Here is a 15,864-nt window from a genome sequence, read left to right as displayed (position 1 = left end):
TATAAGGCATAAAATACCTAAAAATGTTTGTTGTAATTCTATCAATACAATGTATTATGGAATACATTGTATTGATAGTGGGAAGATATGAGTCAATGTATTACTAATCAAATAAAAGAGCTTATCCCTCATTTAAAGGAAGTTAATAGTAAGCTACAAGGTGAATCTATAAAGCTCTTCAGTGACAAAGAATCTATAATAGTAGAACGTCGTAAACCTGTTGTTGAAGAGATGCTAAAGCATCTAGAAAGTTCTTCCATCACTAACTGTAATACTATGATTGATGCAGAAACTGGGTTTGGCAAGACTTATGATATTGGATTGTGGAGTCATGCGCTAGCTCAAGCAGGATATCACCATTTAGTTGCAGTGCCAAATGGTAATTTAGTTGAACAAGCTAAGAAAATGATAGATGGTGCATTTACTGTAGATGTTAAAACACCTAAAACTGTGCAAGAAATTAAAGATGCGCTGAAAGTCACTGAACCTACAACAATTATAGTAACACATGATCTGCTTTTACAGCAAGAGAATGATCGAAAATTTGAAGAGCAAAACGGTGAAAAGCCTAAATTGTGGGTTAGTGTTGATGAAGCAGATAGCATTAACAAGCAGCAGGCCTTTGAAAATATGTGCAAACTTGATGCGGAATATCCTACGACTTACCTAACCGCAACACCAAAGAAAAGGATCTTAAACAGATGTGGAAAAATTATCAGTCCTACAAGATCAAGTAGACGCTGCATTGCAGACACTATCAAAACAGTAAATGTTATTGCAAAAACTAATGAAAGAGAAAAATTCAATCGAGCATTCGTGGTGAATGTTGCTGCTACCATAATACCTTTAATTACATTATTCCCTATTATAAATAGTAATGTTGCTGCAATAATTGGTCTAACTTCAGATTATTGGCTGTATTCCGCTTTAATTAATAATCTATACTTTACAATTTCTTTCGTTATACTTTCTATAGTAATGTTGCCAATTTGGTGGGTGTTGACCAAAATAACTGGAGTAGAATCAAAAGAACTGCTCCTTAGGTTTGCTGCTAACGTGCGCAGCTTATTTACTAGGGAAAAGTCTAGTCCAGCTCATGAATATGTTGAAGAATGTGAAGAAGTTTTTAATTACAATAAACTTGTTGACTCTGATAATCTGCTGGAATCTGTAAGGTGGAACGTACAAAGCCCAATTGGGGAAAATGCTCTTATTCTAGTTGATGATGTGAATAGCATAATTAACCTTAGCTTTGCATTGCAAGGTAAGAATAATTTGGTATATGAAGATGGTACGCGTTATGAAGTTTATAATAAATTTCAGCCTGAAGGGATGTCGTACCAAGATTACAGACTCAAATTACGTCAATCAAACTTTATAAACTGCGTTAAAAAGCAACACCCTGGTCTAACGGAAGAACAGATATCTAAATTGAAAGACAAGGTAGATTTTAGCAATACTGCTAAGTATCTAGAATACAGAGTAATGCACTCAATGATTGATCTTACACTTTCGTATTTAGTGGAATGCGATAACACCGCTTTGGATAAACAAAGAAGAAAAGATTTAGGTGGATTAATAGAAGAGGTTAAAAATAAGGTTAGTACTGCTAATGATAGCAGCATTACAGATTTTCTAAAGAAAAAAGGTTTTAGTGAGAAATTCGCTAAGGATGAGCTTTTACCACAGATAAAGACAGTAATTAAAGCATTGAGTAAAAGCAATGATAAACAACGCAGTCTAATAGTTGATAACTGGCACTTAAGCAAGGAGTTACATAGTTTCATAGAACAACAGGGGGATGTACTACATAACCTAAACGACTTCTGCGAAAAAAATAAATGTATTTTTGCAGGATTTGGAAAAAATGATCTTGATATTAGACAAGATAAACCTTTCTTTAAAATCATGCATGATAGCAAAAGTCAATACGAAGCTGACTATTGTAATTATGACCAAGGCGATTTAAATACATTAGCTAAATATGCGTTGACAACAATTATAGACGAATCAAAAAGTCGTGGTTTCGATAGTGAGTATAATCACGTTGCATCAATATTTACAGATTCAACTAGTCAGTTCAACAATCCAGCAGAAGCTTTGCAGAATTTGGGAAGAAATAGAGAACGCAATCCTAACAGGCAACCTTGGTTTTTTGCTGCTGGAGGTGAAAAAATTGAGTTATTTGTAGATAAAGTTTTAGCAAAATTAAAAAGCGCACCGCAGGATTTTTGTCAAAAGGTTTTATTTCCAGCCACTGATAGGTACAATAAACTAATAAAAAATAGAATGGGAATAGAGCTTGGAGAAAAAATAGAGATCTATATTAGCGAAAACATGGATGCACTAGGAAATATCGATGACGCAGCTCTGAAAAAATTCTCAAAGGATTTGATAAAAGAAGTGTATGAAAAAGTACATGATATAAATGATTTTGACGTAGGAAAGACAGAAGAAGATTTACGTAAGATTTTAAAAAGCACAGAAAAATATCTTTGTTCATATGAAGACAGAATTAAAAACAACGGTAAATTATCTTGCACACGCTCAGTTCTATTTTCTGTGGGAAGTGCTATTGTAAAGTCCATGTATTATCTATGGGCAGGATTTGACTATTTAGTCTTTTTAGCTAAAGCGTATAATGTAGGTAAGTCTGAAAATGCTGATGCAAAGGCATATGTACATATAATCAGAAACTGCTACTTTGAAAGTAGTGTGAAGGCTCAAAATATGTTAAGTCATGTATTAAAAATTGCCGGAGAAAATGATGATAGTTTTACACAAAATAGTTTGTACGAAGGCAATGGAGATAGGTGTAAAGAAAAAATCATCTCATATTTTCAATCCAAACAATATATATATGCATTAGATAAAACGATTTCTCGCATTGAAAATGAGCATTTAGCAACAGTTTTGAAAGCCGTAGGTTGCAGAGATGATGCTAATAAAACAGCACAAGAAATTAAAGACTTTTTGTACGATTTAAAGAATTTAAGCTGCGCAGACTTTAGAAAAAAGCATTATTGTGGATGTTCATATAAAATGAGCAATTTATACAAGATCAATAATCAAATTAGTATGGTAATTGATGAAGTTATAGATTGCCATAAATGGCGTCATGGAGTAATTTCAAAGCGGGACAATCTTTTGAGAGGTTTTTTTCCAGAGTTGGAAGAAAATTTTGGTTTAGAACTTAAATTAAAAACTAACCATAATATTTTTAAAGTAAAAGTTAACAATAACTTTTCTGAATTGTATCGCAAGAACTGGAAAGAACATTCTAGACAAAGGATGGTCTTGGGTACAGCTATGCTATTTATCGGACTTATAGTTTCAGCGAAGCTTATATATGAAATATCATTAGGCCATACTATGCTATTGCCATCACTTTGCGGTTTCATAGCATTTGGACCGCTAGCATTTTTGTGTGGTGCATTATTATGTGGAATAACGACCTATTTAGTGAAAGGGACATTTTTTCTTTTTGGAATACCAATCCTGTTAGAGGGATTATCGAAATGCGTTTTTAGAAACGATTTAGTACAGGATTTATCAGAAACGACATTATCATTTGGTAATAGCGTTTTCTTCCAGGTTCCAAAAAGCATCTTACAATCATTTATATTTGAGGATGCAACAAAGTTTGACTCACTAAGTGATATAAATGGACTTACATTGATAAAAGAGCAAGATAAGGTAAAATGCATGAATGAAGTAGCTACTACTATAATTTCGGTACAAACAACAGTTGGTAAACAGCCAGATCTTACGTGTGTATTTGCTTGATTTCACTAGAAGATTTCTCAGATAAATATTGAGTCAAAATCTCGATGCCTTCATCAATTTCTTTCTCGGTGATAATTAGTGGAGGTAAAATTCTCACAACGTTATCTGATGTTACCCCAACAGTAAGCAAGCCGCGATAACTTAGCTCTTCTGCAAACTTTTTATTGTTTGCTTTCACCTTTATTCCAAGCATTAACCCTTTCCCTCTCACTTCTTCTATTATTGGAAATTTACTTGCTAAGTCTTCTAATTTATTTTTTAAATACTTACCTCTAATTTCAACATTTTTCAAAAAGCCAGGACTGAGCAATTCTTCGAGCACAGCATTACCTACTGAGGTTGCAAGCGGATTGCCACCAAAAGTGGAACCGTGCATACCGACCGCCATATACTTAGCAGCCTTTTCAGTTGCAAGACAAGCCCCTAGCGGAAAGCCTCCTCCTATTCCCTTTGCAAGAGCACATATATCAGGTTCCACTCCTATATGTTCGTATGCGAATAATTTTCCTGTCCTACCAGCACCGCATTGTACGCAATCAAAAAATAACAATATGTCATTTTCATCACACAGCTTTCTTAGTTCTTTCATAAAGACTTCATTCATTACTTTGATACCACCTTGCCCTTGTATTGGTTCTATTAATATAACGCCTATACCACTTGAAATTGCTTTCTTTACACTCTCAATATTGGGCTCGATATTATCACACCAATCAATACAGGGACTCAGTAATTCAGAAAATTTCTGTTTATCGTTTGCAGCACAAGTTAGGAAGGTTCTTCCATGAAATGCACCATGGAATGTTAAAATTCTGTGACGGTTTTTATTGCCTTTTCCGTTTTGATAGACCCTAGCAATCTTAAGCCCACATTCTACTGCCTCTGATCCAGAATTTGAGAAAAATACAGTGTCAGCGAAACTGTTGTTTATTAATTTTTCTGCAAAATTATTGGCAGCAGGTATATTATAGGTATTTGATATATGCCATAATTCTTCTCCTTGCAATTTTAGAGCACTAATTAATCGCGAATTGGTGTGACCTAAGCTACTAACGGCTATTCCAGAGTGAAAATCTACGTAGCGCTTACCGTCAATATCATACAAGTAAATACCTTTACCATAAGAAAAATTTATGTTAACAGGAGAATAAACTGGCAAAATAGGAGAAATTGTCATAAAATATTATATGCTAAATTTTATTATTAATAACATAAAAACCGTTGTTTCACAATAAGAAGAATATGTATAAGCTAGGTAAATCAATGTTTTCTGCGCTGGAGAAAAACAAATACACAAAAGTTATTGCATTACTCTCATCGATCTTTATGATTTTATTCAGTGTGATATATTGTAATTATTTACTAAGGAGTAATTTCCTTTCTTCTTACCGTGATTCAAGTGTAAACTTAAAAAGTATACTGGAAAATGGCACAATAAAAAAATACCATTATTTACTAATAGAAAAGCATCACATTAAATACAAAAATTTTGACTACATAAACCAACTGGTAAAACTGCGTGCTGAATTATTACAATCAGTGAGCAAAGTAAAGGATTTCAGCTTAATACTGTATGATCAAAACAGCAGAATAATATTCAGTAATTTTAACACTCAAGATTATGATTATGAACAGTTACTTACAAACGATGAAATTGATGAACTATTAAGTAACCAAGAAATATTTTATACTACAGGAAATACATTAACTTCTATTTTTCCTATATTCCATGAAAATAGCGTTAAACCTTCGTTTTTTTTGAAGATTCTTCGAAACTACAATAATTCTTATGTTATAGCATATGGCCTATTTTTAACATTTTTGGGCTTATTGTTAATAATTTTAATATTAATAATGTTCTATTTGCAATTTTCTAATACCCAAATGCTAGCCAAGCAACATAAAACTAACATTGAATTACAGCAGATAAAAGAGGCATTAGAGCAAGAAAATGCAAATAAGCTAAAATTTTTTGCAAGCGTTACACATGAATTACGCACACCTCTTAATGCTATTATTGGATTTGCGGAGTTGATCAAAAATGAAACTTTAGGTTCAATGGATAACTCTCAATACAAGGAGTATGCAGACGATATATATAATGCAGGAACACACTTACTTACCTTAATTAATGATGTGTTAGATTTTTCAAAAGCTGAATCAAGTAGTTTAACAGTAGAAAAAGTGAAGTTTAACCTGAACAAAATAATAGATTCATGCGTAAATATGCTATTACCTAAATTAAAAGAAGCCGGGATTAATTTAAAAAAAGAGACGACTAATAAACAATTATTAGTCATTGCAGATCCTAAGAGAATGAAACAAGTTATAATAAATTTATTATCAAACTCAATCAAGTTTACTCCCAAAGATGGTTTAATAAGAATGGTGATAAAAGAAAATATAGAAAAAAACTTATTAACTATTGAGTTTCATGACAATGGAATAGGAATAATGCAGCAGGATATATATAAAGTTATGTCTGTTTTTGGCCAAGCAGATTCGGGATATAGAAATGAAGGTACGGGCATCGGATTACCGCTAAGCAAGAAATTAGTAGAGTTAATGGGTGGAACTTTCGACATTAAAAGTGAAGCAAAACTTGGTACTACGATAACATTGAACTTCTTTTATGAAGAACAAACATGTGAAGATTCGATTGATTTTTAATAGGATCTATTTGATATTGTCTTGAAAACCACACTTTATCAAAAGCAGCAAGCCGAGAAGGTAGGTACCGTCTGGCTAGTCAACAAGAAAATTATAAAAATTGAATCTCAAGCTGTATTGTAAAATCAAAAAATACTTCTAACTGTGTAGCGGTATACAGATTATAGTTAGTGGATATGTTGATAAGTAAATTAGTTATACCAATTCCCGCTATACAAGTAACGGATAGACAATAATGGAAAAAAGCCATACTGGAGTAAGTAAAATAGCGAGGTTTAAATGGCATTAAGATCAAAATTATTGGATGAAAAAGTGAGCAAAAGAAATGCTGAAGAAAGTAAGAAATAATGCATATGTTGCAAAAAAACTAAATGCTGTAATTGCAGCAAAAAAGCATAGTATAACAGCCGTAGCAAAAATATGTTGCATTTCAAGAAAGGCACTTACTGCATGACCTAAAATTTGGCAGAGAAGAAAAATTATTTGCTCCACCTCAACGCCGTAGAAAAACTATATTGAACCAAAGTCAACGTGAACAAGTTGAGGTGTGGATAGAGGAAAACCCCAATATTACTATAAAAGAAATGAAAATAAGAATTCAGGAAAGGTTTGGTTTAGCAAGTCTACAGTACACCGTAATATGCAAAGAATGAAATTCTCATATATCACACCAAGACCAGTGCATAACGGACAAGATAAAAGTAAACAAGAGGAGTTTAAAAAAAAAATCTTAATGAAACTATTGTCATGTATCCTGAAAAAGAGCTGTTTTTCTTCGATGAACCGCGGTTTGGCACACATTCAAAGATTGGACACGGGTGGTTTAAAAAAGGCATTAGGACACAGGTTAAGGTAAAACTAGGTAGGAAAATTTTTATCTCTATAGTGCACCAGAAATGGAGAGAGTTCTGGCTCAAACGTCAATACTGATTGTATGAATATATTCCTTGAGCAGATGTCACAATATTTAGGAACAAGGGAAGCATTTCTTATCATGGATTGTGCTAGTTGGCATAAGTCAAAAAATTTAAAGGTGCCTAAAAATATTGACATTATATACCTACCTCCATATTCACCTGACTGTTGAGAGGTTTTGGTTATACATAAAACAGAACATTTTGCGCAATAAAATCTATGATACAATTGCTCTGCTTGAGAGCGCTTTGTGCAAATTTATTGCCTCTCTTTCTCACTCCACAATTAAACAACTCTGCAATGCCTCTTATTTGATTCACTAATAATGAGAATTGGTATTAGAACAATTGGGGAGAAATCTTGATAGGTTAAAAGAACAAAACCCTAAGCCACGGAGTTTTATAAGTGAATCAGCTATATCTCAAGTTATTGATACTTTACATAAAGCAACTAAAAACCAGGCTGTTGGTTAGTACCGTTACAGATAGAAACATCGTAGAGCTTACTTGACACCATGTAAGCACCAACCCCGGCTATTAATGCAGACACAACTATTGCCAAAATGGGTAGTTGAACTGAATAACAGACCAAAGCTGTTGCTAGTGCAGCAACAATACCAACAGCAATTGCAATTTTTTGTTTTCTAGAAAATATTGGTGGCTCTTTTTGAGAATAAACACCAGAATTAAAAGTAGAACGTCCAGTTACCATAGGTTTTTTATCTGTGTAACTAGTATCACTTATCTCATTCCTGTTTTCTTTAGCAGCATTACCTTTTGATTTTTCCTTACCATGCTGTTTTACAGTATCCTGATCATCTTTATTAGGCTTTTGTGCAACATACTCTTCTGTTATGCTGTCTTCCTTTTTCTTTACTTCAGTCGGTGCACTACTAACTCTGGATTCACCCCAAAGCTCTTGTTTTATAGCCTCTGTGTTTTCCCTGATATAGCGAAATATTCTGTATGACAAGATTTGCGATTTTTGAGATGATAGGTCTTTGACTACAGGATTATCTTCAAAACAAGAAATAATCTTATCGAATAAGTCATAATATCTAAGAGAACCATCTTCAATCTCAATAACAGGCCATCCTGTTCCCTGAGAGAACTCTTGCTCAACCTCACCTTCAGCAATAGTACCTTTAATGACAAGCTTTATATCTGGTATTCCAAGTATTTGAGGTATCACTTTGCTGCAAACTTGAATGCCCATTACACCAATTAGACCATTTCCTGCTATAATATCAGCAAGTGATCTAAGATCTTTATTCTGTTCTACTACCTCAAATAACTTTCTGTGGTACTCTATTGAGTCCTTTTGCTTCTCTAAAAACTTTTGTATAGAGGTGACAAATTTCTTATCATTTATGTGATGACCATGAAACTGCACGTCAATAAGACCTTCAGGAGTCTTACTAAAATTGTTACTAGCATAAATATTAGCCCCATATTTTATAAAAAGTCCTATTAAGTCAGTAAGTTGTTTTTTGAAAGCTTGTTCTCTTATGTCAAATGATTGACGAATAAGCTGATGTAAAACAGTATTTTCTTTATTATCTACCACTTCATTAATGTTTGCTCCATTTTCTAATAGAAGTTTTGCTGCCTCTACATTAAGACTCTCATCAGAATAACGGCACGCTATAGATAACAGGGTTCTTGAATCTGTAGCACCATCGTCTATTGCATTTGGATCTGCTCCAGCGTCTAACAATAACTTTACTACTTCTTTATTATTGTCTCCTTCGGTGTAAACAGCTTCACTTAGTGGAGTACTATTGTAGCTATCTCTTACATTAAGATCAGCCCCTTTCTCTAATAGACGTTGAACCAATGGCATACATGCAGTTTCTTTTTCTCTGCAATTAATTGCGCTATGTAATAGCGTCGTCTCCGTAGTGCCACAAACCACCAGATAACTTGAACTTAAAACTTGGATCAAATTGACTACTTCCCCACTCTTCATATATAGTACTAAGATTTTCTCTTAACTGATTTTTTATTTCCTCATAAATTTCAGCATGACCAACCCTACCGGAATTAATGTTATCACTTATTTTTGCAATGATATTATTAAACTCTTTGAATTGAGACTCACGTGGTGCCATATTAATCTAACCCTAGAATAAAATTATTTAATTGTACAATAAAGCTAAAGGAAGTCAAGTCCAGCACTTATTCAGGAAACAATAGCTTAAAAAGAGACTTAGTGTTAAATTTCTAATAGATTACTTATAAAAATAAATCTTATGGAAAGCAGAGCTAAGGCTTGGTTCATTTGGCTGATCAGTAACTTGGTTGTTATATTCAGCAATATTCAGATAGTTTATACTTTTATAAGTGTGAATCTTGAAAAAGAACTTGGACTTACAATCGCGCAAGTTGCGCTAGCTAACTCAGTATATACTTGGACTTTTGCTATCTTACAATTTTTTAGTGGGGCAACGTTTAATGTTTTTTCCAGTAAAAAAATTTATTTTTTCTCGTTATCAACTATGATCTTGGGGTTTTTTGTCCTTATTAATAGTGATAATTTTTCCCATTTGATTTTATCTCAAGTATTGATTGCAACTGGAGCATCATTTGGTTTTATTGGTGCTGCTCATACAAGTAGCATATGTTTTTCCGTTGCCCAATTTGGATTAATGTTTTCACTAGTGCAGACAATTTCAAGTCTTTCCGCTTTGGTGATTCAAATGTTGTTCTTTAGCTTGCTTGCCGAAGGTGCAGATTGGAAGAATCTGATTGTATGCATAATACTATTTGGTGTGTTGATATTTGTACTTACGCTTTTTTGTCCAAACACACTTCCAGAAAGCAGTTCAGAAGAATGCACAATAAAAAGCTCTATAAGAACAGTAATGTGCTCTGTACTCACAGTGCTAAAATTAAGAGATATCTGGATAACTTCAGTGGTGGGTGCTATTACTTTTGGAACATTTTTAGCACTGAATACCTTGTGGGCTCCAAGGTTACTGAGCAACTCAGAACTTGATGCAGTGGAGTCAGGTGTAGCAACCGCAATATTATGGCTTGGTCTTGCAGTTGGTGCTCCAATTGCAGATCGAATCTCAAATCTATTTAAAAATAGAAGGCATGTAATCTCTGCTTTTGCTCTGTTACAAGGTATTTCAATGATTATTTTGTTGTGCAGCCACTTAACAGTCCACGTTGTGTACTTTTGTATGTTAATGTTCGGGTTTTTTGCGGGAGGACATATGCTTAATTTTACTGTCGGCAGCGAGATTGTGAAACGAAAATACATTAGCACATCATCATCCATTATCAATGGGTTTATGTTTATTGTCAGCGGAATTATAGTGTCAATGCTAGCACTTTTTACAGATCATCAAATGGCGCTTTTTGCAATATTTGTAATGTTGGCAGTTGCTAGTATTTTAAATTATGCTACAGAAGAGACATACCCTAAAAAATAAAGTAGCTGAATCTCGAGTCGATTGCTATATTATATTTACGTATTGTAATATTTATCAATAATGGATCACGTTACAACAAAAGACACAACAGTAACTAAGGCAACGATAGCTGAAAATATAAACCAAGAAATAGGATTATCAAAGGAAGACTCTGCTTCGATAATAGATGATATATTGAACGAAATAAAGACAAGCTTGGTAAAGGATGGAATAGTAAAAATATCGTCATTTGGAACATTCTTGGTTAAGAAAAAGAAGGAAAGACCAGGAAATATACCAAATACATCAGAGAAAGTGATGATTCAGGCAAGAAATTCAATTTCTTTTAGGCCTTCAAAAATTATAAAAAAATTAATCAATAATTAATGAATAAGGAAAAATTATTTTATACGATTGGGGAAGTAGCTGAAGAGCTACATTTGGAACAGCATGTTTTAAGATTTTGGGAAGGTCAATTTCATCAAATTAAGCCTACAAAGCGTAAAGGAAGAAGGCTATATGATCTTAAGTGTATAGAGGCCATAAAGAAAGTAAAATACATGCTATATGATAAAGGATATACAATAAAAGGAGTGCAAAAAGAATTTGGTAATGATATAAAAGTCAATCTTGATCCAAAGAATTTGTTGCAAGAACTTACCGATTTGAGGGATTATTTAACTAGTAAAATAAATAACGAGGAAAGTAACGAACAGGCGTGAAACACTACGTCTCGCTAAAATTTTGGAGTTTTGTGAGAGTTGATATATCTAAAATGTGGCATATAGCTTCATTTCTTATATTATTAGCAATATTAATAGGCTGTGGCCTGCAAAAACCTGCACCTGTGCTGCTTAAAGGCGAAGAATTTTACGGAAAAAGAGAGCTGGAATATACAAGAGAGTACCATTTAATTAGGGAGCCTTTAATAAAAAAAGAAAATAGAAAAGCCATCATAAACAGGATATACAAAGATAACAATAATGCACAAAACGTGGGGGTAAATTGCAAATTTGTAATGCCAGTTAAAGGTACAGTTATTTCAGCTACCTCTTCTGATGAAATGTGTAAGGATGGCATAAAAATTGCTGCTCAAAATGGAACGAATGTAGTTGCCTCTGCACCCGGCAAAGTGGTATATGTAGGCAAAGGGCTGAGATGGTATGGAAATTTAATTATAGTAGAACACAAAGATAATTACATGACTGTGTACTCCTATTTAAAAAACATACATGTTGAAATTGGTGATAAAGTAAAGCAAGGTCAAGTGATTGGATCTGCAGGTAAATCAAGCACACAAGATAAAGATCCACAGATGTGTTTCACAATACGGCATAATGGCCAAGCGGTTGATCCTTTGATGCATGTGAACTGTAATTGAATTTGGATTTATATGAAATATGATTTTAAAAGTGTTGAAAAATTTTATCAAGATAAATGGGATTTTTCTGTAAGCAAGAATAGTGAACAAGAGAAATGTTACGTATTGGAGATGTTTCCATATCCATCCGGTAAAATTCATATGGGGCACTTACGTAACTATGCAATAGGGGATGTGATAGCGCGTTACAAGAGAGCTCGTGGATTTGAGGTTTTGCATCCAATTGGCTGGGATGCGTTTGGATTACCAGCTGAAAATGCAGCAAGGGACAATAATATTAGCCCTGAAACATGGACAAAAGAGAATATAGATAATATGCGTACACAGTTGAAATCTATAGGTCTTTCTTATAATTGGGAGCGTGAACTCTCCACATGTGAGCCTGATTACTACAAACACGAACAAAAATTTTTCCTGGATTTTTTAAAGCATGGGCTTGCCTATCGAAAAGAGTCATGGGTTAACTGGGATCCAGTGGACCAAACAGTGCTTGCAAATGAACAGGTGGTTGATGGAAAAGGGTGGCGATCAGGTGCAGTTGTTGAAAAACGTAAGTTGTCCCAATGGTTTTTAAAGATTACTGATTTCGCTGAAGACTTACTCAAGTGCCTGCAAAGTTTGAAAAATTGGCCAGAAAAAGTCAAAACAATGCAGGAGCGTTGGATAGGAAAATCTGAAGGAGCAACTATAGAGTTTGAAGTAGTTGGCTTAAATAAGAAATTGAAGGTTTTTACAACTTATCCTCATACTTTATTTGGGGCTTCTTTTTGTGCAGTGGCAGCAGAGCACCCTATTGTGCAGGATTTAAAAAATAAAGAAATACAGGACTTTATCGATAACATAAAAACAAATGGGGAGAATGATGAAAAAATAGGAGTTTACACCGGATTAAACGTTAAGCATCCATTTCTTGATAAGGAATTGCCGCTTTACATAGCGAATTTTGTGTTGATGGAATATGGGGAAGGTGCGATTTTTGGTTGCCCTGCACATGATCAGCGTGATTTTGAATTTGCACAGAAATATAATTTGCCGATTATTCCCGTTATTTCTTCAGCCCACTTAGGTGTCATTCCAGCGCGTGACGATGGAATCCAGAATTCTTACAATGGATCCCAGTGTCGAAGCACTGGGATGACAAAGGAGGCGTATACTGGCGATGGGGTAATGTTCAATTCTGAATTCTTAAACGGATTAACGGTAAGTAGAGCAAAGGAAGTAATCATTAAAAAGCTCAAAGAAAAAGGGATAGGTGAGAAAACAACAAACTATCGTTTACATGATTGGGGAATTTCGAGACAACGTTATTGGGGATGCCCTATACCTATAATATATTGTAAAGATTGTGGAACTGTGCAAGTGCCAGAAAAAGACCTTCCTGTAGTTCTACCTGCAGATGTAGAATTTACAAGTGGTGGCAATCCGCTGGATAAGCACCCAACTTGGAAGTTCGTTGATTGCCCAAAATGTGGAAAGCAAGCAGAGCGTGAAACTGATACATTCGACACCTTTTTTGAGTCTTCCTGGTATTTTGCTGCATTCTGTAGTGAAGATAAATCAATAGACAAAGATGCATGTAATCGTTTTATGCCTGTTGATTATTATATAGGTGGGATAGAACATGCAATTCTGCATTTGCTTTACTCACGATTTTTCTGCCGTGCTTTAACCAAATGTGGCTATTTTGCTATTAAAGAGCCTTTCTCTACTTTAATCACTCAAGGAATGGTCTGCCATGCAACTTATAAAGACGAAAATGGTAAGTGGCTATTTCCCGCAGAAGCAAAAGAGTTGATTGCACAAGGAGCTAAGGTTCAAGTGGGCAAAGTTGAAAAAATGAGCAAGTCGAAAAAGAACACAGTTGATCCAAATTTTATCATAGAAAAGTATGGTGCTGATACTGCTCGCTTGTTTGTGTTGTCCGACACTCCTCCAGAAAAAGATATGGAATGGTCCGATGATGGCGTGGAAGGTTGTTCTCGTTATGTAAATAAATTGTGGCGTATGGTCATGCAGCTGAGACCTGTAAATATACACTATGATAATGAAAGTATTACGGGTGGACTTCTAGAGTACAGAAAAAAAATTCATAAACTCTTACACGGACTTACAGATGACTTGGAAAACTGCAGATTAAACTGTGTAGTGGCAAAATTTCGTGAGATGACGAACTTAATAGCTGAAATAGATGTAAAAACTGGAAAATCTCTTATTGATGAAGGTATATGTATACTAATCAGAGTAATTGAACCGTTCATGCCACATCTAGCTGAAAGCCTATGGCAAGAAATAGGAGGTCAACCTTGGCCAAAAGCTGATGAATCATTATTAGTTGACGATACGGTAACTATAGCAGTGCAAATCAATGGAAAATTACGCACAACAATAAAGGTAGCAATTAACTTACCTCAAGAAGAATTGAAGAAAATAGCGATAGACTCTGTGTCCAGTAAGATCGGTCAAAGCAAAGTTCGCACTGTATATGCTGTACCAAATAAGATAGTAAATATAGTTATATAAAAAATCCGAGTGTATCTGTTCAGGCAATGGCGTCAACTTAAGGGAAAATATCAGTGATAGTGTATAAAATTTCTCTCTAAAATTTTTACTATTAAATTACCCAAAAGCTGCAATAAACAGCACTTTTGTTTCTGTTTTATAGTATTTTCAAAAGCGAATGATAAAGGTATAATATATTCTATACTGAGAATATGCACGAGCTCCAAGAGGAGAAAAAATATATGCTGATGTTCCAGGAAAAAAGCGGGAAAGAGTGAGTATAATAGGTGGATGGATTAAAAAGAAGTTTATTGCACCAATGACCTTCACAGGAGGGTGTAATAAATATGTATTTAATGTATGGTTAGAGCGAACCACAATTGCAGCGTAATACAACCATAGTTATGGATAATGCTACATTCCATAAAACTCCCAAAACAAAGTCATTAATAGAGTCTTTTGGCTGTCATTTGCTTTATCTTCCAACATATTCACCTGATCTAAATCCGATAGAGCATTGTTGGCACATCATCAAAAGTCGCCTCAGACCTCTAATGCATCAATGTACAGACTTACACCTTTTAGTTGGTAATACCATTTTAGACGTTTATCATTCGTTTTAGAAAATACTATAACTGCTAACATTGTTTGCTTTTATGCCTTGCCTCAGGCAACATATCTTTGCTTAGAAAGAAAGCAATAGCTCTTGCATCATGCTTGTCTGTTTTGTGTATAGAGCGGCGCACAACTTCAAACTGTCCGGGAGCGACTATTACCACACGCTTAACGTAAGGTGAAACTGCATCATAAAAGAAACAGCTATTGCCTGTTGCTTCTATAGCCACTTTATCTGTTTCTTGAAGATTTTCGATAAAATTATCCAAGTCTTTTAAGCAAAACGTTTGAATATACTCTGGCTTCCCTTCTTGCAGATAACAAGCAGTAAAGCTATTAGTATAACTCCAATGTGACGCATTTTTCCTCCAATTGCATATTTCAATATATCAGAGTACCGGTTGTTCCAAACTCCTATACGAGGTCATCACATTTTGTGAGCCTCGCCGGTGGCAGAATCTGGGTCACGAGGTCTTCTTCCTACACTCCATGTAAGAGAAGAAAGTGCCTCAAAAGAAGTACCAACCTGCCACCTATCCACTCTGAAAAGTTATTATCTTCTCTTGCTTTCAACCAAGCA

At 34.5% G+C, this 15,864-nt stretch carries 11 protein-coding genes and 2 pseudogenes; 9 read left to right on the top strand and 4 right to left on the bottom strand.

Annotated features, from left to right (window positions below; genetic code table 11):
* Nucleotides 1-87 precede the first annotated feature (87 nt).
* Complete coding sequence (locus ABWU38_RS04870) at nucleotides 88-3,786, top strand: DEAD/DEAH box helicase family protein (RefSeq protein ID WP_353272584.1); 3,699 nt, start codon at nucleotides 88-90, stop codon at nucleotides 3,784-3,786.
* Here ABWU38_RS04870 and ABWU38_RS04865 read toward each other — a convergent pair.
* On the bottom strand, nucleotides 3,767-4,963 hold the full coding sequence (locus ABWU38_RS04865) for an aspartate aminotransferase family protein (RefSeq protein ID WP_264688070.1): 1,197 nt from the start codon (nucleotides 4,961-4,963) through the stop codon (nucleotides 3,767-3,769). The genes ABWU38_RS04870 and ABWU38_RS04865 overlap by 20 nt on opposite strands.
* 65 nt (nucleotides 4,964-5,028) lie before the next feature.
* Between ABWU38_RS04865 and ABWU38_RS04860 the strand changes: the two genes are divergently transcribed.
* Both ABWU38_RS04860 and ABWU38_RS04855 read left to right on the top strand, forming a co-directional pair.
* A complete protein-coding gene (locus ABWU38_RS04860) occupies nucleotides 5,029-6,456 on the top strand; it encodes a sensor histidine kinase (protein WP_353272583.1) in 1,428 nt (475 codons plus the stop codon).
* 279 nt (nucleotides 6,457-6,735) lie between these two features.
* Nucleotides 6,736-7,694: pseudogene (locus ABWU38_RS04855) on the top strand (IS630 family transposase).
* A 127-nt stretch (nucleotides 7,695-7,821) separates the two neighbouring features.
* Here the strand turns inward: ABWU38_RS04855 and ABWU38_RS04850 are convergent.
* Both ABWU38_RS04850 and ABWU38_RS04845 read right to left on the bottom strand, forming a co-directional pair.
* Nucleotides 7,822-9,213 carry an ankyrin repeat domain-containing protein gene (locus ABWU38_RS04850; protein ID WP_353272582.1) on the bottom strand — a complete coding sequence of 464 codons (1,392 nt, stop codon included), beginning with the start codon at nucleotides 9,211-9,213 and terminating at the stop codon, nucleotides 7,822-7,824.
* A 34-nt stretch (nucleotides 9,214-9,247) separates the two neighbouring features.
* Nucleotides 9,248-9,481 carry a hypothetical protein gene (locus tag ABWU38_RS04845; RefSeq protein WP_353272581.1) on the bottom strand — a complete coding sequence of 78 codons (234 nt, stop codon included), beginning with the start codon at nucleotides 9,479-9,481 and terminating at the stop codon, nucleotides 9,248-9,250.
* 234 nt (nucleotides 9,482-9,715) lie between these two features.
* On the opposite strand from ABWU38_RS04845, the gene ABWU38_RS04840 reads away from it, so the two are divergent.
* The 6 genes from ABWU38_RS04840 (at nucleotide 9,716) to ABWU38_RS04815 (ending at nucleotide 15,292) form a co-directional block, all read left to right on the top strand.
* A complete protein-coding gene (locus ABWU38_RS04840; RefSeq protein WP_353272580.1) occupies nucleotides 9,716-10,810 on the top strand; it encodes an MFS transporter in 1,095 nt (364 codons plus the stop codon).
* Nucleotides 10,811-10,870: 60 nt separating this feature from the next.
* Nucleotides 10,871-11,176, top strand: coding sequence for an integration host factor subunit alpha (locus ABWU38_RS04835; RefSeq protein WP_253307244.1), 306 nt, complete (start codon nucleotides 10,871-10,873; stop codon nucleotides 11,174-11,176).
* Nucleotides 11,176-11,511, top strand: a complete 336-nt coding sequence (locus tag ABWU38_RS04830; RefSeq protein WP_253307245.1) for a MerR family transcriptional regulator — start codon at nucleotides 11,176-11,178, stop codon at nucleotides 11,509-11,511. The genes ABWU38_RS04835 and ABWU38_RS04830 overlap by 1 nt, the downstream gene beginning before the upstream one ends.
* A gap of 53 nt (nucleotides 11,512-11,564) precedes the next feature.
* On the top strand, nucleotides 11,565-12,170 hold the full coding sequence (locus ABWU38_RS04825) for a murein hydrolase activator EnvC family protein (RefSeq protein WP_253310003.1): 606 nt from the start codon (nucleotides 11,565-11,567) through the stop codon (nucleotides 12,168-12,170).
* 12 nt (nucleotides 12,171-12,182) lie between these two features.
* On the top strand, nucleotides 12,183-14,690 hold the full coding sequence (leuS, locus tag ABWU38_RS04820; RefSeq protein WP_353272579.1) for a leucine--tRNA ligase: 2,508 nt from the start codon (nucleotides 12,183-12,185) through the stop codon (nucleotides 14,688-14,690).
* 359 nt (nucleotides 14,691-15,049) lie between these two features.
* Nucleotides 15,050-15,292 carry a transposase gene (locus tag ABWU38_RS04815; RefSeq protein ID WP_353272578.1) on the top strand — a complete coding sequence of 81 codons (243 nt, stop codon included), beginning with the start codon at nucleotides 15,050-15,052 and terminating at the stop codon, nucleotides 15,290-15,292.
* Between the two features lie 18 nt (nucleotides 15,293-15,310).
* Here the strand turns inward: ABWU38_RS04815 and ABWU38_RS04810 are convergent.
* Nucleotides 15,311-15,664, bottom strand: a pseudogene (locus tag ABWU38_RS04810) (hypothetical protein); the annotation flags it as partial.
* Nucleotides 15,665-15,864 lie beyond the last annotated feature (200 nt).

The organism is Wolbachia endosymbiont (group A) of Urophora cardui, from assembly GCF_964028435.1.
In the GTDB taxonomy this organism is placed as follows: Bacteria; Pseudomonadota; Alphaproteobacteria; order Rickettsiales; family Anaplasmataceae; genus Wolbachia.
This window is presented reverse-complemented; position numbering and strand designations above follow the sequence as displayed.